Below are 21,271 nucleotides of genomic sequence, written 5' to 3' on the forward strand. Positions count from 1 at the left end.
CTTTCCAGGGGTAAGGGGAGAAGGGGGACGGCAGAGGGGGACAGGAGAGGAGGGGCGGGAGAGAAGGCGTGGAGGGGCGGTATTGCGCCGACGAAATTGGAACGGTCCAACGGTGCCGTCCCGGGCACCCTGCATGTCTGAATGTCCGTATGTCAACCCTTCTGCAGGGCGGTTGCCCCGAGTGCTGCCCCGGCGCAGCCCCTGCATTGACGCCGACCTGCTCCGATGGAAGGATTTCCGTTCATGGAACGGTCCAATGGACGGCAGCCCGGTGAGCGGCCCGATGGGCGGTCGGGCGCGCAACGGCCGGGTGTCGGGCGGCCCCCGACGATCCGTGGCGTCGCCGAGCGCGCGGGCGTCTCCAAATCGCTGGTGTCGCTGGTGCTGCAAGGCTCGCCGCGGGTCAGCGACGCCAAGCGGCAGGCCGTGCTGGAGGCGATCGAAGAGCTCGGCTACCGGCCGAACGCCGCGGCCCGCAGCCTCGTCGCGCGCCGTACGCACACCGTCGGTGTGCTCCTCAACGACATGCGCAACCCCTGGTTCGTCGAGGTCCTCGACGGCCTGAATTCACTGCTGCACGCGCACGGTCTGCGGATGCTGATGGCCGACGGGCGGCTCGACCGGCGGGCCGGGCAGGACTTCGCCCGCACGTTCCAGGAACTGCGGGTCGACGGCATCGTCGTCGTCGGCACCCTGCCGGACACCGCGGGCCTTGCCGAGGTCGCCGAGCGGCTGCCGACCGTCATCGCCGGCAACCACGAACCCCGGCTGCCGCGGGCCGACATCGTCGCCAACGACGACGAGCGCGGCGCCCGGCTCGCCACCGAGCACCTCATCGGCCTCGGCCACCGCCGGATCGCCCATATCGCCGGACAGGGCCTGGTGGGCGAGCTGCGCCGGCGCGGCTTCGAGGCGGCCATGCGCGCCCATGGGCTGGCGGCGAGCGCCGTCGTGGAGCCCGGCGACGCCACCGAGGAGGGCGGCTACCGCGCCGCCGTCCGGCTGCTCAACCCGGCCCGCGGCGCCGAACGCCCCACCGCGGTCTTCGCGTTCAACGACATCTCCTGCATCGGCGCGCTGTCCGCCGCCGAGGAGCTGGGCCTGGCCGTCCCCGCCGATCTCTCCCTCGTCGGCTACGACAACACCTACCTCTCCCGCATCCGGCACCTCTGGCTGAACTCGGTGAACAACGCCAGCCATGAGGTAGGCCGCCGCGCGGCGCGCTGCCTGCTGGACCGGATGGAGCGCCCGGAGGCGCCAAGCGGCCACCAACTCGTCGCCCCGGAACTGGAGGTCAGGGGTTCGACGGCCCCGCCCCGGCCTGCCCAGGAGGAGCCGCCCCGGCCCGCTTAGGAGGAGCCGTCCCGCAGGTCGCGGTCGATCGCACGCAGCAGAGTCAGCAGCATCCCGTTCAACGGCGTGTCGATACCGTGCCGTTCGCCGGCCCTGACCACCGCGCCGGTGATGTGCTCATGCTCCAACGGGCGGCCCGCGAGGCGGTCGTAGAGCATCGAGGAGCCGCCGTCGGGTGGGGCCGCGGCATAGATCTCCAGCGTCCCTTCGACATCCCGCTCGCCGATGTCCGCGCCCTCGGCGCGCGCGACGACGGCGGCCTCACGGAGCAGATCGCGGGCCAGCGAGGCCACCTCGGGGTCGGCGAAAACCCCGATCCGCTGCTGGAGGAGGGCGGATGGGGGCACCTCCCATGCCGTTCAGGCAATGGGGGAGGGTTGGCCGCGAGATTGGTGAAGAGTTTGCGCCAGGAGACGGTGGCGAAGTCGGCGACGGGCCGCACCCGCAGTTCGCTGTCGGCCAGCAGGGACGCGAACCGCTCGGCCAACGGGCCCTCGGGGACATGCAGTTCGCTGGCGACATGATGCAGGATCCGGCCGGGCGCGGTGCGCTCGGCGGAGATATAGACGACGGTGGGCAGGATCGCGGTGCCCTCGGGGACGTAGGGGGCGACCCGCTCCTCCAGGCCGACGCCGTTCTGCAGCACCGCGACGGCGGTGCCGGGCCGGGGAGCACAGCGTCGATTTAGCTCGATCGTGTGATGGCCTGCTCGTGGGCTTGTGTTGCCCTGAGCGGGCCGGGTTAGCGTGTCTGTGCGATGTGGGACGCCGGGAACGGCGCCAGCGTGCGGGGCCCCCGCTCCACCAGAGAGATGGTCCGGGGCCTCCCCGTCGCCACTGGCCGTGCCCAATTGGCCAGGTCGCGTAGGGAACTGGCCTCCCGGGACCGGACCACGCACAGGATGCGTGTCGCCGCCCCGGGGCTGAGTACGCCGGGGACCAGTGCGCCCAAGACCGTTCGGGGCGTGCGGTTGATCGGGCTCACTGCTGTTCAGCCCGGAGGAACGGTAGGCCCCACACCGGACGGGCGTGGGGCCTACGATCAAGGGATTCGGGGGGACCGGACCCGGGGGCCGGATCCGAGCAGGATCGGATCTGGCGGGGAGTGGCTCAGCCCACAGGTTCAGCCATCGGCTTGGTCCACCGCCTCACGCCGGCCGCGATGGCCCGGCCTGCGCGCCACCCACGCTCTGACGGTGTCGGCGAACCAGTACGGTCTGCCGCTCTCCACCAGATCCGGTTCCGGCAGGTGCCCGTGCTTGCGGTACGAGCGCACGGTGTCCGGCTGTACCCGGATGTGTGCGGCGATCTCCTTGTACGACCAGAGCCTCCGGTCGGTCATCTCTGAGCACCTCCTGAGCGCCGTGCGCAGGGTCGGCCAGGGGAAGCCAGCAGGGGGCCGCGCACGGCGTGCTGACCACCCTGTGCCCGGACAACGGCACGCAGTGACCGGCGGGGAGGGGCTGTTGATCGGTTGTGACGGAAGATCCGGGTAATGGTGACAGCCGTGACGACGGCAGGACGGCTGTGACAGACATGTGGCGGGCCGGTCCCCAGCCAGGGGGCCGACCCGCCACATGGGCGGTGCGGTGGTGCAGTTGAGGTGATGCGGTGATGCGGATCAAGCGATGCAGATCAAGCGATGCAGATCAGGCGTAGTAGAGCGCGTGCCAGGTCTTCTTGCCCACCTTGCCGTCGGCGGTCAGATGATGACGGGACTGGAACTTCTTCACCGCGGCCAGAGTCTTGTCACCGAAGTTGCCGGTGACGCTGCTCCAGCCGAGGTAGTGACGGTTCGCCAGCAGGCACTGCACCTGCGAGACGCGGGCACCGTGCTGCCCGTAGACCGTGAGCTTGTCACCGTCGTAGTACGTGCACGCGGCATGGGTGTCGAGCTGCGGTTCCTGGGCCTGGGTCGCCTGGGCCGCAGGAGCGGCGAGCAGACCGCCGGTCAGCAGTCCCACGGTCGCGGCCAGGACGGCCGCCCGCCTGCTGGCACGAGCACGGCCGGCTCCCGTGCGACTGACCGTCATGTCACGACTGGCTGTGTTGGCATTCACGAATTCCACCGTTTCCCCCGTTGGATGTGATTCCACCCATTCTGACGCGTGCACGACCGGCGGCGGTTGCACCCGACGCCGGTTCAGGCGGACGTCGCCGCCCCGCGCAACTCGTCTGCCTCACGCCGCTCGTCCGCCTTGCGCAGCTCGTCCTCCAGGTCCTCCAAGGCCAGCCCCTTCGTCTCCGGCGCGTACCGCTTGCAGAAGAGCAGCGACAGCACGCACATCGCCCCGAACAGCCAGAAGGCGACACCGGCGCCGACCGCGTCGAGCAGCACCGGGAAGGTCAGCGCGACACCGAAGTTGACCAGCCACATCACGAACACCGCGGCGCCCATGGCCAGTCCGCGGACCTTGAGCGGGAACATCTCGGCGAGCAGCAGCCAGACGCCGGTGTTGAGTGTGGCCTGCATGAAGGCCAGGTAGAGCACCATCAGGCCGAGCACGAGGTAACTGACGGCGGTGGAGTGCGGCAGGCGGAAAGCCGCGCCGAGCAGGGTGAGGGAGACCGTCATGCCGGACAGACCGGTGATCAGCATCGGCCGTCGGCCAACCCGGTCGATCAGCGACATCCCGATCGCGGTGGCGAGGACGGAGATGACGCCGACGGCGATGGTGGCGGTGATCGCGGCGTCGGTGCCCAGGCCCGTGGTGGAGAGGATCTTGGGCGCGAAGTAGATGACCGCGTTGACGCCGGTGATCTGCTGGACGATCGCAAGACCCATGCCGACCAGCAGCAGCCGGCGCACCCAGGGGGTGCGCAGTTCCCGCCAGGCGCCGCGCCGCGCGTCGGCCTCCAGGCCGCGGGCGTGGTCGATACGGGCCAGTTCGGCGGCGACGTCCTCGGCGGGCAGCGTCCGGCGCAGCACCTGGGCCGCCTCGTCCGGTCGCCCCTTGCTGATGTACCAGCGTGGGGTGTCGGGCAGGAAGAACAGGCCGGTGAACAGGGCCACGGCGGGCAGCGCGGCGAGGCCCAGCATCCAGCGCCAGGCCTCCCACTGCGCCAGGACGGCGTTGATGAGGTACGCCAGCAGCTGACCGCTGACGATCATCAGGGAGTTGAAGGAGACCAGCCGGCCGCGGATGTGCGGTGGCGCGATCTCCGACAGATACAGCGGGGTGATGACGGAGGCGCTGCCGACGGCGAGGCCTAGGACGAAGCGTGCCACGGCCATGAACGGGACGGTGGGCGCGAGGGCGACGGCCAGTGCGCCGCCGATGAACACCGCGCCCGCCCACAGCAAGGAGTTGCGCCGCCCCAGCGTGTCGGACATCCGGCCGCCGGCCAGCGAGCCGAAGGCCGCGCCGATCAGCAGCGCGCTGGTGATGATGCCCTCGCCCAGGGAGGTGAGGCCGAAGTGGCTCTCCATGAAGGGGAGGGCGCCGGAGACCACGCCGGTGTCGTAGCCGAAGAGGGCGCCGCCGAGCGCGGCGATGGCGGCGATGCCGATGATGAAGCGCTTGGCGTTGCGTGCGGAGGTGTGGCGGGCCGGGGCGTTCTCGGGCGCGTCGATGGGCGCCGCCCGGCTGGTCGGAGCGGTCATCGGTTCTCCGTGCCCGTCACCGCTCGTACAGCGCGGGCCGCTCGATCAGGTCAACGGTGACGCGCTCGCCGGTGGCCTGGGCGAGGACGCCCGCCTCGCAGACCGCGGCCGCCGCATAGCCGTCCCAGCAGCTGGGGCCCTCGACCTCGCCGCGCCGGGTGGCGTCCACCCAGCGCTGCACCTGCCGGTCGTACGCCTCCTCGAAGCGCTCGATGAAGCCGGGGGTGATGGCGCCGCCCCAGTGGCCGGTCGTATTGACGAACACGCCGCGATCGTCGCCGATCCGGGCGGTGCCGCCCTCGCAGACCGCCTCGCAGCTGACCTGGTAGCCGAAGCCGCAGTTGACGAAGAGTTCGGTGTCGACGACCTGTCCTGCCGCGGTCTCGAAGAGGATCAGCTGCGGGTCGCTGAGCCCGTCGGGAGCGTTGCCGGTGGGGGCCGGGCGCAGCACGCGGACCGCGGCGATCTCCTCGTCCAGGAGCCAGCGGGTCACATCGATCTCGTGCACCACCGAGTCGTGGATCATCATGGCGTTGGTGAAGCCGGGGGGTGTGTCGGCGTTGCGGTGCTTGTTGTGCAGCATCAGCGGGCGACCGTAAGTGCCCTTGTCAAGAAGGGACTTGAGGGTGAGGTAGTCGGCGTCGTAGCGGCGCATGAAGCCGACCTGGACGCGGCGGTGGCCCAGCTTCTGCTCGGCCTCCAGGACGCGCAGCGCGGAGGCCGGGTCCGGTGTCAGCGGCTTCTCGCACAGGACGGGCAGATCGCGGGCGAACGCGTCCAGCAGCGCCGCCTCGTGGGCGGGGCCGGGGGAGGCGATCAGTACGGCGTCCACCCCGGGGTCGTCCATGGCGGCGGCCGGGTCGGTGTACGGGGTGCACCCCTCGATGCCGGCGGCGAGGTAGTTGACCCGGTCCGTGTCGATGTCGACGACCGCCGCGACCCGGGCGCCGCTGATCACGTCGTGGATACGGCGTACGTGGTCGGCGCCCATCCGGCCGGTGCCGATGACGGCCACGCCGAGCGTTCCGTACGAAGTCATGTCGTCCTCAAGTCCTTACGTGCTACAGAGTGTGATACGCCCTCGGAACCAATTACTCTACGTAATCGTTGTCGGGGTGTGAGGAGGTGTCGCGCGGCAAACGCATGAGGCGGAGGTGATCATGGCTCAGGCGCCGCAGGAGCTGAGGAAGCGGCGGGTGCGCTGCGCGATGGGGAAGGGCTGGTCGGGCGGGCAGGGGTACATGTCCTGCTCGACGATGGCGAAGAGGTCGACGTTCAGCGCCTGGGCGGCCTCCAGGACGGGCGGCAGCGCGGGGACGCCGAGCGGCGGTTCGCACATCACGCCCTGCTTGACGGCGGGCCCGAAGGGCGTGCCCTTGGCGACGACCTCGGCGAGGATGTCCGGGTCGACCTGCTTGAGGTGGAGGTAGCCGATCCGCTCGCCGTAGGTGTGGATCAGCTTGACGCTGTCGCCGCCGCAGTAGGCGTAATGGCCGGTGTCCAGGCAGAGGTTGACCAGACTGGAGTCGGTGACGTCGAGGAGGCGCTCGACGTGCTCCTCGGTGTCGATGTGGGTGTCGGCGTGCGGGTGCACCACGATCTCCAGCCCGAACTCGTCCTGCACCCGCTTGCCCAGCCGCTCCATGCCGGTGGTCAGGTGCTTCCACTGCTCGACGGTCAGCTCGCGCGGCTCGATCTCCTCGGCGGTCTTGTCGTCCCGCCAGAAGGAGGGGATGACGACGAGGTGCTTGGCGCCCATCGCCTGGGTGAGGGTGGCGACTTCGGAGACGTGTGCCCAGGTCTTGTCCCACACGGAGGGGCCGTGGTGCATCGAGGTGAAGATCGTGCCGGCCGAGACCTTCAGGTTCCGGGGGGCGAGCTCGTCGCGGAGCACGGCCGGGTCGGTGGGGAGGTAGCCGTACGGGCCGAGCTCGATCCACTCGTATGCGGCCTCGGAGACCTCGTCGAGGAAGCGCTTCCAGGGGACCTGCTGGTTGTCGTCGGGGAACCACACGCCCCAGGAGTCGGGGGCGGAACCGACGCGAATGCGGTCCAGAACGGGCGCAACGGCACGGGGTGCGGACATGCTGCGGCTCTCCTCTCGCCGGTCGGCGGTGACCGGGAGGCGCTGGGTCGGGTTGTGGGGCACAGCCTCTCTGCCGCCCCGGGGAGTGTCAAGACTTCGTCCTGACATAAGGACTTAATGACTTTGCAACGACGGGTGGGCGGGCCACCCCCTTCTGAGTGTTACGTCGAGCGCCCTTCGGGTGCTCATCTCGGTGCCCTTCCGGGTGAGCTTCCGGGCACTCCTCTGTAGTCATCTACGTCAGAATGTAAGGACAAACTGTTGACAGGGTCTGACCCTCCCGGTTAGACCTTTGCTCAGAGCCGAACCCGCCGAACCCGAACCCTCCCCCACTCTCGACTCCTCTCGAGCGGGAGGTACCCCCACCGCCGGCCCAACCGAAGGGGCGCATATGACCGAGCCGTACGACCTGATCACGATGGGTCGCATCGGAGTGGACATTTACCCGCTGGAGACCGGCGTGCCGCTGGCCCAAGTGGAGACGTTCGGGAAGTTCCTCGGCGGCTCCGCCACCAATGTCGCGGTCGCCGCCGCCAGGCTCGGCCGCCGCTCGGCCGTCATCAGCCGCACCGGGCGTGACCCGTTCGGCGACTACATCCACCAGGCGCTGCGCGACTTCGGCGTGGACGACCGCTGGGTGACCCCGGTGGACGCGTATCCGACGCCGGTCACCTTCTGCGAGATCTTCCCGCCGGACGACTTCCCGCTCTACTTCTACCGCCGCCCCAAGGCCCCCGACCTGGTCATCCGCTCCGAGGAGCTGGACCAGGACGCCATCCGGGCGGCCCGAATCTTCTGGATCACCGGCACCGGGCTGTGCGAGGAGCCCAGCCGCAGTGCCACCCTCGCCGCGCTGGAGGCCCGCGCCAAAGCGGGCACCACCATCTTCGACCTCGACTGGCGGCCGATGTTCTGGGGCGGCGAGGGCGGCGCCTCCAAGGACGGCGGCGCGTCCGGCGCCGCCGCGATGGCCACCGCCCGCCCGTACTACGAAGCCGCCCTCCAGCACGCCACGGTCGCGGTCGGCAACGTCGACGAGGCCGAGGTCGCCACCGGACTGCGCGACCCCAAGGCCTGCGCCCAGGCGCTGCTGGAGATGGGCGTCGAACTCGCCGTCATCAAGCAGGGGCCCAAGGGTGTGCTCGCCGTCCACCGGGACGGCCGCACCGCCGAGGTCCCGCCCACCCCGGTCGAGGTCGTCAACGGGCTGGGCGCCGGCGACTCGTTCGGCGGCTCGCTCTGCCACGGCCTGCTCAGCGGCTGGGAACTGGAGCCGATGATGCGCTACGCCAACGCCGCCGGCGCCATCGTCGCCTCCCGGCTCGCCTGCTCCTCCGCGATGCCGACGGCCGACGAGGTCGACGCGTTCCTGGCGGACCGGTGACCCCCCTGGACGCGTTGGCCGCCGCGGCCATGCCCGCATCGTCTGCCACAACTGCCGCATCTGTCGCACCTGCCGCATCTGTGGCCTCAAGAAGGTGAGTTACGCCTTGACCCCTCGGATCAGTGACCTCGCGACGCTGCGGGCCCGGCATCCCGAAGCGATCGCGGAGGCCGCCGCCCGCCGCACCCGTCGCCCGCTCATCGGCGACAGCGGCCGGCTGATGATCGTCGCCGCCGACCACCCGGCCCGCGGCGCGCTCGCCGTCGGCGACCGGCAACTCGCCATGGCCAACCGCCTCGACCTGCTCGAACGCCTGGTACTGGCACTGTCGCGGCCTGGTGTGGACGGCGTCCTCGCCACCGCCGACATTCTGGAGGACCTGCTGCTGCTCGGCGCCCTCGAAGGCAAGGTGGTGATGGGCTCGATGAACCGCGGCGGTCTCGCGGGCGCCGCCTTCGAGATGGACGACCGGTTCACCGGCCACCGCCCCCAGGACATCGCCCGGCTCCGCTTCGACGCAGGCAAGCTCCTGCTCCGTATCGACTACGGCGACCCGGGCTCACTGGCCACTCTGGAGGCCACCGCGCGCGCCATCGACGCGATGGCCGAGCGGGAACTGCCCGTCTTCGTCGAGCCGTTCCTCTCCCACCGGGTCGACGGCAAGGTCCGCAACGATCTGAGCGCGGAGGCCGTCATCCGCTCGGTGGCCATCGCCTCCGGCCTCGGCGGCACCTCCGCGTACACCTGGCTGAAGCTGCCGGTCACCGACGACCCCGACGCGATGGCCCGGGTCTGCGAGGCCTCGACGCTGCCGACGGTGCTGCTCGGCGGCGACATCGGCACCACCGTCCAGGACCAGGAAGTCGCCTACGAGAAGTGGCGCAAGGCGCTGCGGCTGCCGACCGTGCAGGGGCTGGTCGTCGGCCGCTCCCTCCTCTACCCGGCCGACGGCGATGTCGCGGCCGCCGTGGACACCGCCGTCGGGCTTCTCTAACCGACTCCGGCCGGTTCGGCCGGCCGGACTTCGCTGACTGTCAGTGGCGAGTAGGAGACTTGCAGTTATGAACGCTGAGATCTCGGAATTCCACATCAAAGCGGGGCAGGCGGCCGACGGTCCGTACGCCCTCGACATCGACCCGAAGCGGGCCGGCTGGGGGTACTCCTCCCTCCGCGTCCTGGAACTGCCGCCCGGCGGCCATCATTCCTTCGCCACCGGCGACAGCGAATGGATCGTGCTGCCCCTCTCCGGTGGCTGCACGGTCCTGACCGACAGCGGCGAGATCTTCGAACTGACCGGCCGGGAAAGCGTGTTCAGCGGAGTGACGGACTTCGCGTATGTGCCGCGCGACGCGCATGTGCAGATCGCCAGCGGGGCAGGCGGGCGGTTCGCGCTGACCGGCGCCCGCTGCGCGCGGCGGCTCCCGGCCCGTTACGGGCCCGCGTCCGCCGTCCCCGTAGAGCTGCGCGGTACCGGCAACTGCTCCCGCCAGGTCAACAACTTCGCAGCGGCCGCCCCCGCCGGAGGCGGAAGTGGACAGGGTTTCGAGTGCGACAAGCTCATCGCGGTCGAAGTGCTCACCCCGGGCGGCAACTGGTCCTCCTACCCGCCGCACAAGCACGACGAATGCCGCCCCGGTGAGGAATCCGAGCTCGAAGAGATCTACTACTTCGAGATCGCCGCTGCGGCTGACGCGAGCGGGCACGGCAAGCCGGGCCTGGGCTATCAGCGCGTCAGCCCGTCCGGGCGCGGCCGCGGCACGGACGTGCTCGCCGAAGTCCGTGGCGGCGACGCGGTGTTGATCCCCGACGGCTGGCACGGCCCGTCCATCGCCGCCCCCGGACACGACATGTACTACCTCAATGTCATGGCCGGCCCCGCCGCCACCCGTGAGTGGCTGATCTGCGACCACCCCGACCACGGCTGGATCCGCTCCACCTGGCCGAGCCGGCCCGTCGACCCCCGACTCCCTCTCTACGACGCTCCCTCAGGAGACCCCCGATGAACGCCCCGACGACACGCCGCCTCACCGTCGCGCAGGCCCTGGTCGAGTTCCTCGCCCATCAGTACACCGAGCGGGACGGCCGCCGGCACCGCCTGATCAACGCCTGCTGGGGCATCTTCGGCCATGGCAATGTGGCGGGCATCGGCCAGGCGCTGCTGGAATCCGGCTCTGTTTCCGACCGGGGGACGACCCCCGGACCCCCGGGCTTGCCGTACCTCCAGGGCCGCAACGAACAGGCCATGGTGCACGCTGCCGTCGGCTACGCCCGGCAGTCCGACCGGCTCTCCGCGCACGCCGTCACCACCTCCATCGGCCCCGGCGCCACCAACCTCGTCACCGGCGCCGCGCTCGCCACCGTCAACCGCCTCCCGGTCCTGCTGCTGCCCGGCGACGTCTTCGCCACCCGCCCCGCCGACCCGGTGCTCCAGCAGCTCGAAGTCCCGTACGCGGGCGATGTGTCGGTCAATGACGCGCTGCGCCCGGTGTCCCGCTACTTCGACCGGGTCACCCGCCCCGAGGCGCTGATCCCCGCCGCCCTCCAGGCCATGCGCGTCCTCGCCGACCCGGTCGACACCGGCGCGGTCACCCTCGCCATGCCGCAGGACGTCCAGGCCGAGGCGTACGACTGGCCCGAGGAGTTCTTCGCCGACCGGGTGTGGCACGTGGGCCGTCCCGCGCCCGACGCCCTTGCGCTGGCCGCCGCCGTACGCGCCATCCGCGGCGCCCGCCGGCCCCTGCTCATCGCGGGCGGCGGCGTCCACCACAGCGAGGCCGAGGACGCGCTGCGCGCCTTCGTCGACACCACCGGCATCCCCGTGGCCTCCACCCAGGCCGGCAAGGGCTCGCTGCGCCACGACCATCCCGCCGACATCGGCGGCATCGGCCACACCGGTACCGCCACCGCCGACACCCTCGCCCGCGAGGCCGACCTGATCATCGGCGTCGGCACCCGCTACACCGACTTCACCACCGCCTCGGCCACCCTTTTCGCCGCGCCCGGTGTGCGCTTCCTCAACCTCAACATCGCCTCCTTCGACTCCCACAAGCTCGGCGCGAGCGCCCTGGTCGCCGACGCCCGGGCCGGCCTCGAAGCGCTCACCGGCGCCCTGTCCGGTCACCGTGTCGACGAGGCGTACGAAGCGGGCTACGGCGCGGCCAAGGAGGAGTGGGAGAGCCGGGTGGACGCCGCATACGGCGCCGCGGACGCCTCCGTGCGCCCCTCCCAGACCCAGGTTCTCGGCGCCCTGGACGCCCTCGTCGACGACACCGACATCGTCATCAACGCCGCCGGCTCGCTCCCCGGTGACCTGCACAAGCTCTGGCGCGCCCGGTCCCGCAGGCAGTACCACCTCGAATACGGCTACTCCTGCATGGGCTATGAGATCCCGGCCGCGATCGGCGTCCGGCTCGCCGCTCCGGGCCGGCCGGTGTGGGCGCTCGTCGGCGACGGTACATATCTGATGAACCCCACCGAAATCGTCACCGCGGTCCAGGAGGGCGTCAACATCAACCTCGTCCTCATCCAGAACCACGGCTACGCGTCCATCGGCGGGCTCTCCCAGGCGACCGGGGGTGAGCGCTTCGGTACCGACTACCGCTTCCGCGCCAAGGACGGGACGTATACGGGTGCGCCGCTGCCCGTCGACCTCGCCGCCAACGCCGCCTCGCTCGGGATGCACATCCTGCGCGCCGCCACGGTCGGTGAGCTGCGCGCCGCGCTCGCCGAGGCACGTGCCTCGAACCACCCCACATGTGTCTATGTCGAGACCGAAACGACTGACACTGTGCCGGGCGCGCCGGCCGCCCAGGCTTGGTGGGATGTCCCTGTTGCCGAGACCGCGACGCGTCCGGCGGCGGTCGCCGCCCGCGAGGCGTACGACCGTCAGGTCGCAGGACGCCGCCGCCACCTCTGACCTCAGCTCGCAGTCGTCACCCAGAAAGGCCCCCCGAATGAAGACCATCAGCCACTGGATCGGCGGCAAGCCCGTCGAGGGCGTCTCCGGCAACTTCGGCCCGGTCTACAACCCGGCCACCGGTGCCCAGGAGAAGCAGGTCGCCTTCGCCTCCGTCGGCGAGGTGGACGCCGCGGTCGCCGCCGCCAAGGAAGCGTTCCGCAGCTGGGGCACCAGCTCCCTGGCCAAGCGCACCTCGGTGCTGTTCAAGTACCGCGAGCTGATCGACGCACACCGCGACGAGATCGCCGCGCTGATCACCGCGGAGCACGGCAAGGTGCACTCCGACGCGCTCGGTGAGGTCGCCCGCGGTCTGGAGATCGTCGAGCTGGCCTGCGGTATCCCGGAGAAGCTCAAGGGCGAACTGTCCACCCAGGTCTCCACCCGGGTGGATGTCGCCGCGATCCGCCAGTCCCTCGGTGTCGTGGCCGGCATCACGCCGTTCAACTTCCCCGCCATGGTGCCGATGTGGATGTTCCCCATGGCCATCGCCTGCGGCAACACCTTCGTCCTCAAGCCGAGCGAGAAGGTGCCCAGCGCCGCCTTCAAGCTCGCCGAGCTGGCCGCCGAGGCGGGCCTGCCCGACGGTGTCCTCAACATCGTCAACGGCGACAAGGTGGCCGTCGACGCGATCCTGGAGCACCCGGACGTCGCCGCGGTCTCCTTCGTCGGCTCCACCCCCATCGCCCGCTACATCCACACCACCGGCACCGCCAACGGCAAGCGCGTCCAGGCGCTGGGCGGCGCCAAGAACCACATGCTGGTGCTGCCGGACGCGGACCTCGACCTGGCCGCCGACTCGGCGATCAACGCCGCCTACGGCTCGGCCGGCGAGCGCTGCATGGCGATCTCCGTCGTCGTCGCCGTGGGTGACACCGCAGACCCGCTGATCGGCAAGATCAAGGAGCGTGCCGACAAGCTCCGGATCGGTCCCGGCGACGACCCGGCCTCCGAGATGGGCCCGCTGATCACCAAGGTCCACCGCGACAAGGTCGCCTCGTATGTCGAGGGCGCCGCGGCCCAGGGCGCCGACGTCGTCATCGACGGCACCGGCTACACCGTCGACGGCTACGAGAACGGCCACTGGCTCGGCGTCTCGCTGCTGGACAATGTGACGCCCGAGATGGACGCCTACCGCGACGAGATCTTCGGCCCGGTGCTGTCCGTGGTCCGCGTCGAGACCTACGACGACGCCATCGCCCTGATGAACGCCTCGCCCTGGGGCAACGGCACCGCGATCTTCACCCGGGACGGCGGGGCGGCCCGCCGCTTCCAGCTGGAGGTCGAGGCCGGCATGGTCGGCGTGAACGTGCCGATCCCGGTCCCCGTCGGTTACCACTCCTTCGGCGGCTGGAAGGACTCCCTCTTCGGCGACCACCACATCTACGGCAACGACGGCGTGCACTTCTACACCCGCGGCAAGGTCGTCACCACCCGCTGGCCCGACCCGTCCGACGGCGGCATCAACCTGGGCTTCCCCCGCAACCACTGACGGGGCCGCGCCAGGAACCACCGGCCCCGTTCCCCTGCCGTTCCCCTGTCGGCAGGGGGACGGGGTCGCCTGTGGTGCGGATGCGGGGGAGACCGCGGCCGGATGCGTTGCTACCGTGCTCCCTCGCTGGCGTACCGAGATGACCGGGGGACGAAAATGAGACAAAGTATGGCGCTGGCCAAGGGAGCGCGGATCACCGGTGGCGTGTTCTGCGCACTGTTCTTCCTCAACTCCGCCTACTGGCTGGGCGTCGATCTCAGCAACTTCGGGATGGCGGGCGTCTGGGAGTCCTGGGTCGGGGACGTCAAGCCGGGCACCGACGCGGTCACCAACCCCCTCGTACTCGGCATGGCCATCGTGCAGCTGAGCGCCGTGATCGCCGCCTTCGCCGGCCTGCGGACGGCCGGCGGACTGCTCGCCGTCGCCACCACGCTGACCTTCGCGACCGGCGTGCAGGTCATGATCAGCACCGGTAACTCGACCACCACCACGAACTACTTCGTCTCGAAGGCCGACCCGACCTCGGCGACCTTCGAGGCCGTCTTCCTGAACAGCCTGCCGCAGACCTTCCTCGCCTTCTGCGCGGCCATCGTGCTGCTCGCCGGAATGCGCGCGTGGCCGCGGGCAAAGCCCAGCGACCCGCCGATGCGGCCGGGCAAGGGGGCGGGTGTGGTGTCCGGCCTGGTGCTCGGTGTGATGGCGCTGTGCTACCTGGTCTGGCACATCTACGTCCTGGTGGAGAACGGCGTCGACTCGTTCTCCGCGCTCTACCTCGGCAAGCGAACTCTCACCTTCCTGCTGGACCTGTCGCCCGGGTGGTACTCGCTGGTCCTCCTTGCGCTGACCGCGCTGGCCGGCCTGAACTGCCTGCTGCGCGGCTGTGCGGCGCGCGGTCTGGCCATCGGCATCTCGATCGTCCTGCTGACGAACTCCCTGGTGAACGTGGTGGCGATGGCCGGCCACGACGCGTTGTTCAGACTGAACGAGTTCGCGCCGATGCTGGGCATCATCAACCACATCCAGCTCTTCCTGGATCTGCTCGGCTCCCTGGCGATGCTCGCGCTGATGGGCAAGGGCGAGCCGGTCGCCCCCGCCTGGCAACCCCCGGCCCAGCTGCCGACGTTCCACGCCCCGGGCTTCGTCCCCGGCCCCCAGGGCCCGCCCCCGGCGTCCTGGCAGCAGGGCCCGCCGATGCCCCAACAGGGCCCGCCGATGGCCCCGCCCGTCGCGCCGCCGCCTCCGCAGGGGCCCCCGCAGGGCGGTTTCGGCCCGCCGCAGTACTGAGCCGCACGGAGGCTGATCCCGGCACTGTTCCGCGGCTGTTCCTGCCAGGGGCTCGTACCACGGATGCGGTACGGGCCCCGCGCCCGCTACTTCGCTGGGAGGTCACGCGGTTCAGTCCGGGGGACGGGTCGCCCGGCCCGGGGCGTACCTAGGATTCACGGTATGGATCTCCGACTGCGCGGGCGGAAGCTGTACGCGACCGCCGGCGCTCTGGCCGTACTCATAGGAGGCGGCACCTGGGCGGCTGCCTCCTCGGACGCCGCGCCCGCCGTACACCGCGAGGACCGGCGCCTCGCGATGCCGGACAAGCCCGGCGGCAAGAAGGAGGTGCGGATCGACACCTCCTTCTTCACCGGGGAGGGCGGATCCGGTGCGCGACGCCCCGCCGTGCTGCTGGGCCACGGCTTCGGCGGCAGCAAGAACGACGTCCGCGCGGAGGCCGAGCAACTGGCCCGGGACGGCTATGCGGTGCTGACCTGGTCGGCGCGCGGCTTCGGGAAGTCGACCGGGAAGATCGGGCTCAACGACCCGGACGGCGAGGTCGCCGACGTCAGCCGGCTGATCGACTGGCTGGCGAAGCGCCCCGAGGTGCGGCTCGACAAGACCGGCGATCCCCGGGTGGGCGTCGCCGGCGCCTCCTACGGTGGCGCGATCTCGCTGCTGGCGGCCGGCCACGACAAGCGGGTCGACGCCATCGCCCCGCAGATCACCTACTGGAACCTCGCCGATGCGCTGTTCCCCAACGGGGTGTTCAAGAAGCTGTGGGCGGGGATCTTCTTCACCACAGGGTCGGCGGGCGCTCCCACGGGCACGCCGGGTCGCGGCTCGGCTCCCGCGGCCTCCGGCGGCTGCGGGAAGTTCCAGGCGGACCTGTGCGCGATGTACGAGCGGGTCGCCGTCTCCGGTAAGCCGGACGCCGCGGCCCGTGCGCTCCTTGAAGCCCGCAGCCCGTCCGCCGTCGGCGACCGCATCAAGGTGCCGACACTGATCATGCAGGGGCAGACCGACTCGCTGTTCCCGCTCGGCCAGGCCGACGCCATGCAGCAGGCGATCCGTAAGAACGGCGCACCGGTCGACGTCGACTGGATCGCCGGCGGGCACGACGGCGGGGACCGCGAGACCGCGCGGGTCCAGGCGCGTACGAAGGCATGGTTCGACCGGTACCTGAAGGGCGACAAGGGCGCGGACACCGGGCCCGCGTTCCGGGTCAGCCGGAGCGGGGGAGTGGACTCCACCGACGGCACGGTGCGGCTGCGCGGCGCGAGCGGTGACCGCTACGCCGGACTGGACAACGATCCGCAGCGGGTGCGGCTCACCGGCCGCGAGCAGAGCTTCGCCAATCCGGCCGGTGCGGGACCGCCCGCCATCTCCGCGGTGCCCGGTGTCGGCGCCCTCGGCAATCTCTCCGCGCTGGGGGCCGGCGGTCTCTCCCTCGACTTCCCGGGCCAGTACGCCCACTTCGATTCGGCGCCGCTGCGCACCCCGGTCCATCTCACCGGCAGCCCCACCATCACCGTGCGAGTGGGCGCCAGCTCCCCGGACGCGGTGTTCTTCGCCAAGCTCTACGACGTGGGCCCGGACGGCCGCCGCCAGGTACTGCCGTCCCAGCTCGTCACCCCGTACCGCGTCAAGGTCGCCGAGACCGGCAGCGGGAGCGGCAAGGGCGACAGCGCGGAAGGCCGGCGCGTCCGCCTCCAACTGCCCGCAGTCGACCATGACTTCGCGGCCGGCCACCGTATGCGGCTGGTGCTCTCCGCGACCGACCTCGCCTACGCCTCGCCCACCGAACCCGCCACCTACACCGTCTCCCTGGCGGACGGCGACGGAGGCACCTCCCCTGCCCGTAAGGCCACGGGGGAGCTCGCCGTGCCCACCGCACCCAAGGTGCGCAGCGCGGCCGCCCCGCTGCCCGCCTGGACCTGGGGCCTGCCCGCCGGGGCCGTCCTGATCGCCGCCTTGCTGCTGCTCACCGCCCGGCGCCGGACCGCGGCGCCCGCCCCCGACCCGGCGCTCGCCGACGTCCCGCTGAAGATCACCGACTTGAGCAAGCGGTACGCCAAGTCCGCCGACCGGTATGCCGTCCGGGATCTGTCGTTCCGGGTGGAGAAGGGGCAGGTGCTGGGGCTGCTGGGGCCCAACGGCGCGGGCAAGACCACCACCCTGCGAATGCTGATGGGCCTGATCCGGCCCGACGAGGGCGAGATCCAGATCTTCGGGCACGCGATCCGTCCCGGCGCACCGGTGCTCTCCCGGGTCGGTGCGTTCGTCGAGGGCGCCGGCTTCCTGCCGCATCTGTCCGGCCGGGCCAACCTCGACCTGTACTGGCAGGCCACCGGACGGCCCGCGGCCGACGCGCACATCGACGAGGCACTGGAGATCGCCGGCCTCGGCGACGCCCTGCAACGCGCCGTCCGCACCTACTCCCAGGGCATGCGGCAGCGCCTCGCCATCGCCCAGGCCATGCTCGGCCTCCCGGATCTGCTGATCCTCGACGAGCCCACCAACGGGCTCGATCCGCCGCAGATCCGCGAGATGCGCGACGTGATGATCCGTTACGCCGCCGCCGGACGCACCGTCATCGTCTCCAGCCACCTCCTCTCCGAGGTCGAACAGAGCTGTACGCACCTGGTCGTCATGGACCGCGGACGGCTCGTCCAGGCGGGCCGGGTCGCCGAGATCGTCGGCTCCGGCGACACCCTGCTGGTCGGCGTCGCGGGACCGGAGCCGCTGTCCGACACGCTGGTGGAGAAGGTGGACGCGCTGCCCGGCGTCGCCTCCGCCGTCCGCGCCGACGAGGGGCTGCTCGTACGCCTCACCGACCCGGGCGGCACCCCCCAACTGCTCGCCGACCTCATCCGGATGGAGATCCCCGTGGACCGCGTCGGCCCGCACCGCCGCCTGGAGGATGCCTTCCTCACCCTGATCGGAGGTGACGCCCGATGACTCCCACGGAGACAGCCGCCGCGGGGGCGGGGCCGGGGCCGTCGGCACCCGCCGCGCCCGGTTACCGGGCACGCCGCACCCTCCCGCTGCGCGTCGAGGCGCTGCGCCAGCTCAAGCGGCGCCGCACGCTGGTGATCGCCGCGATCCTGGCCCTGCTGCCGTTCGTGCTGGTCACGGCGTTCGCGATCGGCGGCGACCCGAGCAGCCGCGGCAACGGCCGGGTCACCTTGATGGACACCGCCACCGCTTCCGGCAGCAACTTCGCTGCCACTGCGCTGTTTGTGTCCGCGGGCTTCCTGCTGGTCGTCCCGGTGGCGCTGTTCTGCGGCGACACGGTCGCCTCGGAGGCGAGCTGGTCCTCGCTGCGCTATCTGCTCGCCGCGCCGGTGCCACGGGCCCGGCTGCTGCTGAGCAAGCTCACCGTCGGGCTGCTGTTCAGCGCCGCCGCGATGGTGCTGCTGCCGCTGGTCGCACTCGGCGTGGGCACCGCCGCGTACGGCTGGGGGCCGCTGCAACTGCCCACCGGGGGCGCGCTGTCCGCGGGCGATGCGGTGCCGCGGCTGGCGGTGGTCGTCGGCTATATCTTCATCAGCCAGCTGGTCACCGCGGCCCTCGCGTTCTGGCTGTCGACGGTGACCGACGCACCGCTCGGCGCGGTCGGCGGCGCCGTCGGGCTGACCATCGTCGGCAACGTCCTCGACCAGGTCACGGCCCTCGACGACTGGCGCGATTTCCTGCCCGCGCACTGGCAGTACTCCTGGGCGGACGCGCTTCAGCCCCAGATGGAGTGGTCGGGGATGATCCAGGGCTCGGCGGTCTCGGTGGCGTACGCGGTGGTGCTGGTGGCGATGGCCTTCCGGGGGTTCGCGAAGAAGGACGTGGTGTCGTAGCGGGCCCCGGGCAGCGGACGTTCGCCACCATGCGGCTCGATCTGCTGCCGCTGCGCGAGGAGCACGCGCCGGAGATGGCGCGGGTGCTCGCCGATCCGGCGCTGTACATCTTCACCGGCGGCGGCCCGGATTCCGAGGACGGGCTGCGGGCCCGCTACCGGCGGCTGCTGGCCGGCTCCCCCGACCCGGCCGTGACCTGGTGCAACTGGGCGTTGCGGCTGCGCGCGGAGAACCGGCTGACGGGATACGTGCAGGCGACGATCGCCGCCGGGGAGGCGGAGATCGCCTGGGTGGTGGGCACACCGTGGCAGCGTCGTGGGCTCGCGGCGGAGGCCGTCACGGAGCTGGTCGGCCACCTGCTTGCCGATCCGTCACCGGTCGCGGCCGTCCTCGCGCACATCCACCCCGAGCACCGCGCGTCCGCCGCCGTTGCCACCGCCGCGGGTCTGCGCGCCACCGAGGCACGGCAGGACGGCGAGGTGCGCTGGGAGCGCCGGGGCGGCGGACTGTAACAGCGTTACGGACCCATGGGTACGCGCTATCGCCCCGGCACGTGCCGCAACCATTCGGTGCGGCCCGGTGTCTCACAGATGCGTACATAGCCAGAAGTTGAGGACATCCCATGCTCCGTACCGCTTCGCGTAACGCTGCCACCTCCTCCGCCACTGTCGCCGCTGCCTGCGCCACCGCGCTCGGCCTGACCCTGGTCCTCGCCGCCTCCGCTCCGGCCACCGCGGCGGTATCGCCCCACCAGGCCGTGACCAGGGCGGACACCGTCCGCTCCGACCCCAACGGCCGCCACACCGCCACCGAAATCCGCCGCTTCCTGACCACCTTCTACGGCCACCACGGCCCCAGCGTCTGGGCGCGCGAACACCAGGTCTCGGACTACCTCAAGGACCGGGCGGCCCACACCGAGGGCTATGACCTGCTGCTCTGCGCCCAGAACACCCCTCGGGAGATCTCCATCGGCAAGGTGACCACCGCCCAGTCCGCGGGCGTCGGCTGGGCGACGGTCACCACCATCTGGGACGGCAGGGCCCGCAACACCTTCACCGCCTATGTGGACCTGGATTCCAAGCCCATCGAACTTCACGACGTCGACTGCTCCCCGTAAGCCGCGTGCATCCGGGACCGGCCGCTCTCACGCGGCGGTCGGCCCCCGCATGTGCGCGCTGACCCACCGCATCGTCCCCTCGCCCAGCCCGCGCACATAGGTCTCGCCGCTGTGCGTACCGCCCGGAACGATCTGCAGCCGCGTCTTCACCGGCCCATGGCCGTACTGGGCGATGAATTTCCGGACCTTCGGCAGCACCGTGGCCTCCTCGGAACCGTCCTGGAAGGCCACGTAGACCGGCGGTCCGCCGCGCGCGATCATCCGGCGGGCGAGCACCTCGGGATTGTTGGCGCGCTGCTCCCTGGCGTGCCCCTTCCACAGCGGGGAGTCGGGCACTATGTCCGGCCCGTTGGCGATCGCCACCTTGAAGGTGCCCGGGTTCTGCAGCACATTCTTCAGCGCCGCGAACCCGCCCGACGAGGAGCCCATGATCGTCCAGGCGTCGCGGGTCTTGAGGGTGCGGAAGTTCTGCCGTACGAGATCGGGCACGTCCTGGCTGAGCCAGGTGCCGATCTTCGGCTGCCCCGGTATGTCGCTGCCGTCGTAGTACTGCTTGTCATCGGGGTTGAGCACCGGCATGACGACGATGAACGGCAGGCTGGTGCCGTCCTTGGACCACTGGGCGAGGTTCTCCTGCAGTTCGAAGCGGGGGCCGGCCCAGTAGTTGCGGGGGTAGCCGTACGAGCCGGGCAGCGCCACCATCACGGGGAAGCCCTTGTCCGCGTTCCGCTTCGCGTAGTACTCCGGCGGCGCCCACACCCACACCTTCCCGGTGAAACCCGATTTCGGGCCGTGCAAGGTGGTCACGCCGATCGGGGTGTTCTCGCCCGCCCCGCCCACCCGGCGCTCCTCCTCGAAGGTGATCGGATGCGTGGGCAGTTGCACCAGCGACCCCTTGCCCGGCGGTGCGGCATGCAGCGCGGCGCCCGCCTGGGGGCCGCCGAAGTGTATGGGGGAGGCTTTGGGCGTGCCCGTGCCGCAGCCGGCCGTGCAGGCGAGAACGGTCAGGGTGATCAATGCGATCACCGGGGTGAACAGGGCTTTGCGCACGGGGCCTTCTCCTTGCCGGACCGGCCGGGAGCGGTCCCGGCCGGCAGGAAAGAGGGGGCGGCGGCGGGCCCGGGTTTCGTTCCGGGAGTGTCGGCTTCGTCGCACTGACCGCAC

Annotated in this window: 18 protein-coding genes and 1 pseudogene; 11 read left to right on the plus strand and 8 right to left on the minus strand. The window is 71.1% G+C overall.

Translation table 11 applies throughout. The features are described from left to right. Positions 1-243: 243 nt before the first annotated feature. Positions 244-1,353, plus strand: coding sequence for a LacI family DNA-binding transcriptional regulator (locus AB0I10_RS05320; protein ID WP_363150962.1), 1,110 nt, complete (start codon positions 244-246; stop codon positions 1,351-1,353). Here AB0I10_RS05320 and AB0I10_RS05325 read toward each other — a convergent pair. From AB0I10_RS05325 to AB0I10_RS05355, 7 genes and pseudogenes are all read right to left on the minus strand, one after another. Next, positions 1,350-1,700, minus strand: a complete 351-nt coding sequence (locus AB0I10_RS05325) for a ketopantoate reductase C-terminal domain-containing protein (RefSeq protein WP_363150963.1) — start codon at positions 1,698-1,700, stop codon at positions 1,350-1,352. The genes AB0I10_RS05320 and AB0I10_RS05325 overlap by 4 nt on opposite strands. Before the next feature lie 158 nt (positions 1,701-1,858). Then, positions 1,859-2,251, minus strand: a pseudogene (locus tag AB0I10_RS05330) (2-dehydropantoate 2-reductase N-terminal domain-containing protein); the annotation flags it as partial. Positions 2,252-2,475: 224 nt separating this feature from the next. Next, positions 2,476-2,694, minus strand: a complete 219-nt coding sequence (locus AB0I10_RS05335) for a MarR family transcriptional regulator (protein WP_363150964.1) — start codon at positions 2,692-2,694, stop codon at positions 2,476-2,478. 307 nt (positions 2,695-3,001) lie between these two features. Beyond that, the gene (locus AB0I10_RS05340; protein ID WP_363150965.1) at positions 3,002-3,385 is read right to left on the minus strand and encodes a peptidoglycan-binding domain-containing protein; all 384 of its coding nucleotides are present in this window, start codon (positions 3,383-3,385) and stop codon (positions 3,002-3,004) included. A 110-nt stretch (positions 3,386-3,495) separates the two neighbouring features. Continuing rightward, positions 3,496-4,956 carry a sugar porter family MFS transporter gene (locus tag AB0I10_RS05345; RefSeq protein ID WP_363150966.1) on the minus strand — a complete coding sequence of 487 codons (1,461 nt, stop codon included), beginning with the start codon at positions 4,954-4,956 and terminating at the stop codon, positions 3,496-3,498. 16 nt (positions 4,957-4,972) lie between these two features. Continuing rightward, on the minus strand, positions 4,973-5,995 hold the full coding sequence (locus AB0I10_RS05350; RefSeq protein ID WP_363150967.1) for a Gfo/Idh/MocA family oxidoreductase: 1,023 nt from the start codon (positions 5,993-5,995) through the stop codon (positions 4,973-4,975). 126 nt (positions 5,996-6,121) lie between these two features. Then, positions 6,122-7,042, minus strand: a complete 921-nt coding sequence (locus AB0I10_RS05355) for a sugar phosphate isomerase/epimerase (RefSeq protein WP_363150968.1) — start codon at positions 7,040-7,042, stop codon at positions 6,122-6,124. Positions 7,043-7,433: 391 nt separating this feature from the next. Here AB0I10_RS05355 and iolC point away from each other — a divergent pair, with 391 nt between their 5' ends. The 10 genes from iolC to AB0I10_RS05405 all read left to right on the plus strand — a co-directional run bounded on the left by iolC (position 7,434) and on the right by AB0I10_RS05405 (position 20,107). Then, positions 7,434-8,426: a 5-dehydro-2-deoxygluconokinase gene (gene iolC, locus AB0I10_RS05360; protein ID WP_363150969.1), complete on the plus strand. Its 993-nt coding sequence runs from the start codon at positions 7,434-7,436 to the stop codon at positions 8,424-8,426. A 106-nt stretch (positions 8,427-8,532) separates the two neighbouring features. Then, positions 8,533-9,420, plus strand: a complete 888-nt coding sequence (locus AB0I10_RS05365) for a deoxyribose-phosphate aldolase (RefSeq protein ID WP_363150970.1) — start codon at positions 8,533-8,535, stop codon at positions 9,418-9,420. A 67-nt stretch (positions 9,421-9,487) separates the two neighbouring features. Further along, on the plus strand, positions 9,488-10,429 hold the full coding sequence (iolB, locus tag AB0I10_RS05370) for a 5-deoxy-glucuronate isomerase (protein ID WP_363150971.1): 942 nt from the start codon (positions 9,488-9,490) through the stop codon (positions 10,427-10,429). Continuing rightward, positions 10,426-12,342 carry a 3D-(3,5/4)-trihydroxycyclohexane-1,2-dione acylhydrolase (decyclizing) gene (gene iolD / locus AB0I10_RS05375; RefSeq protein ID WP_363150972.1) on the plus strand — a complete coding sequence of 639 codons (1,917 nt, stop codon included), beginning with the start codon at positions 10,426-10,428 and terminating at the stop codon, positions 12,340-12,342. The genes iolB and iolD overlap by 4 nt, the downstream gene beginning before the upstream one ends. Before the next feature lie 37 nt (positions 12,343-12,379). Further along, positions 12,380-13,873 carry a CoA-acylating methylmalonate-semialdehyde dehydrogenase gene (locus tag AB0I10_RS05380; RefSeq protein WP_363150973.1) on the plus strand — a complete coding sequence of 498 codons (1,494 nt, stop codon included), beginning with the start codon at positions 12,380-12,382 and terminating at the stop codon, positions 13,871-13,873. Between the two features lie 156 nt (positions 13,874-14,029). Further along, on the plus strand, positions 14,030-15,157 hold the full coding sequence (locus AB0I10_RS05385) for a hypothetical protein (RefSeq protein WP_363150974.1): 1,128 nt from the start codon (positions 14,030-14,032) through the stop codon (positions 15,155-15,157). Positions 15,158-15,319: 162 nt separating this feature from the next. Next, a complete protein-coding gene (locus AB0I10_RS05390; protein WP_363150975.1) occupies positions 15,320-18,100 on the plus strand; it encodes an alpha/beta fold hydrolase in 2,781 nt (926 codons plus the stop codon). Then, positions 18,097-18,990, plus strand: a complete 894-nt coding sequence (locus AB0I10_RS05395; protein ID WP_363150976.1) for an ABC transporter permease — start codon at positions 18,097-18,099, stop codon at positions 18,988-18,990. Before AB0I10_RS05390 ends, AB0I10_RS05395 begins: the two co-directional genes overlap by 4 nt. A 29-nt stretch (positions 18,991-19,019) precedes the next feature. After that, the gene (locus AB0I10_RS05400) at positions 19,020-19,502 is read left to right on the plus strand and encodes a GNAT family N-acetyltransferase (protein WP_363150977.1); all 483 of its coding nucleotides are present in this window, start codon (positions 19,020-19,022) and stop codon (positions 19,500-19,502) included. Between the two features lie 110 nt (positions 19,503-19,612). Further along, on the plus strand, positions 19,613-20,107 hold the full coding sequence (locus tag AB0I10_RS05405; RefSeq protein WP_363150978.1) for a hypothetical protein: 495 nt from the start codon (positions 19,613-19,615) through the stop codon (positions 20,105-20,107). Between the two features lie 27 nt (positions 20,108-20,134). Here the strand turns inward: AB0I10_RS05405 and AB0I10_RS05410 are convergent, their stop codons facing one another. Continuing rightward, entirely contained in the window at positions 20,135-21,157 is a 1,023-nt protein-coding gene (locus AB0I10_RS05410) for an alpha/beta hydrolase-fold protein (RefSeq protein WP_363150979.1), read from the minus strand. Positions 21,158-21,271: the final 114 nt, after the last annotated feature.

It is taken from the genome of Streptomyces sp. NPDC050636 (genome assembly GCF_040654775.1).
Taxonomy (GTDB): domain Bacteria; phylum Actinomycetota; class Actinomycetes; order Streptomycetales; family Streptomycetaceae; genus Streptomyces.

What these genes read in the sequence shown, in the direction of transcription:
- AB0I10_RS05355 (WP_363150968.1), bottom strand. Translation starts at nt 7,042, where the DNA reads ATGTCCGCACCCCGTGCCGTTGCGCCCGTTCTGGACCGCATTCGCGTC.
- AB0I10_RS05335 (WP_363150964.1), bottom strand. Translation starts at nt 2,694, where the DNA reads ATGACCGACCGGAGGCTCTGGTCGTACAAGGAGATCGCCGCACACATC.
- iolD (WP_363150972.1), top strand. Translation starts at nt 10,426, where the DNA reads ATGAACGCCCCGACGACACGCCGCCTCACCGTCGCGCAGGCCCTGGTC.
- AB0I10_RS05385 (WP_363150974.1), top strand. Translation starts at nt 14,030, where the DNA reads ATGAGACAAAGTATGGCGCTGGCCAAGGGAGCGCGGATCACCGGTGGC.
- AB0I10_RS05345 (WP_363150966.1), bottom strand. Translation starts at nt 4,956, where the DNA reads ATGACCGCTCCGACCAGCCGGGCGGCGCCCATCGACGCGCCCGAGAAC.
- iolC (WP_363150969.1), top strand. Translation starts at nt 7,434, where the DNA reads ATGACCGAGCCGTACGACCTGATCACGATGGGTCGCATCGGAGTGGAC.
- AB0I10_RS05340 (WP_363150965.1), bottom strand. Translation starts at nt 3,385, where the DNA reads ATGACGGTCAGTCGCACGGGAGCCGGCCGTGCTCGTGCCAGCAGGCGG.
- AB0I10_RS05405 (WP_363150978.1), top strand. Translation starts at nt 19,613, where the DNA reads ATGCTCCGTACCGCTTCGCGTAACGCTGCCACCTCCTCCGCCACTGTC.
- AB0I10_RS05380 (WP_363150973.1), top strand. Translation starts at nt 12,380, where the DNA reads ATGAAGACCATCAGCCACTGGATCGGCGGCAAGCCCGTCGAGGGCGTC.
- AB0I10_RS05320 (WP_363150962.1), top strand. Translation starts at nt 244, where the DNA reads ATGGAACGGTCCAATGGACGGCAGCCCGGTGAGCGGCCCGATGGGCGG.
- AB0I10_RS05395 (WP_363150976.1), top strand. Translation starts at nt 18,097, where the DNA reads ATGACTCCCACGGAGACAGCCGCCGCGGGGGCGGGGCCGGGGCCGTCG.
- iolB (WP_363150971.1), top strand. Translation starts at nt 9,488, where the DNA reads ATGAACGCTGAGATCTCGGAATTCCACATCAAAGCGGGGCAGGCGGCC.
- AB0I10_RS05390 (WP_363150975.1), top strand. Translation starts at nt 15,320, where the DNA reads ATGGATCTCCGACTGCGCGGGCGGAAGCTGTACGCGACCGCCGGCGCT.
- AB0I10_RS05400 (WP_363150977.1), top strand. Translation starts at nt 19,020, where the DNA reads ATGCGGCTCGATCTGCTGCCGCTGCGCGAGGAGCACGCGCCGGAGATG.
- AB0I10_RS05350 (WP_363150967.1), bottom strand. Translation starts at nt 5,995, where the DNA reads ATGACTTCGTACGGAACGCTCGGCGTGGCCGTCATCGGCACCGGCCGG.